This is a genomic window from Alistipes montrealensis (assembly GCF_018362775.1).
In the GTDB taxonomy this organism is placed as follows: Bacteria; Bacteroidota; Bacteroidia; order Bacteroidales; family Rikenellaceae; genus Alistipes; species Alistipes montrealensis.
This window is the reverse complement of record NZ_JAGYXY010000012.1, coordinates 1-1,139: the sequence shown is the minus strand read 5'-3', so window position 1 is coordinate 1,139 and position 1,139 is coordinate 1. Positions and strand designations below refer to the sequence as shown.

Genomic DNA, 1,139 nt, shown 5'->3' with positions numbered 1-1,139 from the left:
TTGGCGATACGTATCCTGTCGTGCGACGTGGGCAGCGTGTTCTCCTTGTTCGACAGAACCTCCTCGTACAGCTTTTCTCCCGGACGCAGGCCCGTGTATTCGATCCTGATATCCTTGTCCGGCTCGAATCCCGCCAGCGAGATCATCCGTTGGGCCAGGTGTGCGATCTTAACCGACTCGCCCATGTCGAACACGAAGATCTGGTTGCCCGTAGACATCGTGGCAGCCTCCATAACCAGGCGGCAAGCCTCGGGGATCGTCATGAAGAATCGCGTAATGTCCGGGTGCGTAACCGTCACAGGACCGCCTTTGGCGATCTGCTCCCTAAAACGCGGGATGACCGAGCCGTTCGAACCCAGCACGTTCCCGAAGCGCGTCGTCACGAATTTGGTCCTGCCCGGCGTCTGACCCTGTTCGATCGACAGCCCCAGCGACTGCACGTAGATCTCCGCAAGGCGCTTGGTGCAGCCCATCACGTTCGTCGGGTTCACAGCCTTGTCCGTCGAGATCATAACCATCTTCTCCACCTCGTATTCGATACACTTGTCGGCCACGTTGCGCGTGCCCGCGACGTTCACCAGGACCGCCTCGCACGGATTCTCCTCCATCAGCGGGACGTGTTTGTAAGCCGCGGCATGGAACACCACCTGCGGATGGTAGGTCCGGAACACGTAGTCCAGCCGGGCAGNAGATTCGAACGTCACCGATAACCGGGATGAATTTCAAATCCGGATAGCGTTCTTCCAGCTCCAGGCGCAGGTTGTGCATCGGGGTCTCCCCGTTGTCGAAAAGGATCAGACGGTGGATGCCGAACGTAGCCAGCTGCCGGCAAAGCTCCGAGCCGATCGAACCTGCGGCGCCTGTAACCAGGACCGTCTTGTCTTTGAAATTGGCGATGATCTCATCCATCGAGATGCGGATCTCGGGACGACCCAGCAGGTCCTCGATCTTGATCTCTCGGATCGACTGCTTCATGATCTTACCGTCGATAACCTCGTCGATAGGAGGCGCGATCAGGATCTTAACGGACTTTTCCGTACAATACCGGATCAGGCGTTCCTGTTCCGACTGGGCGTCGTCGTTCGTGGCGAAAAGAACGCCGTCGATGTCGTAACGGTCACGGAGGTATTCGATGCTGC

General features: G+C 58.2%; 1 pseudogene. It reads right to left on the bottom strand.

Going from position 1 to position 1,139, the window contains the following annotated elements:
• Window positions 1–1,139 (bottom strand): annotated as a pseudogene (locus KG007_RS13895) (UDP-N-acetylglucosamine 4,6-dehydratase family protein); the annotation flags it as partial.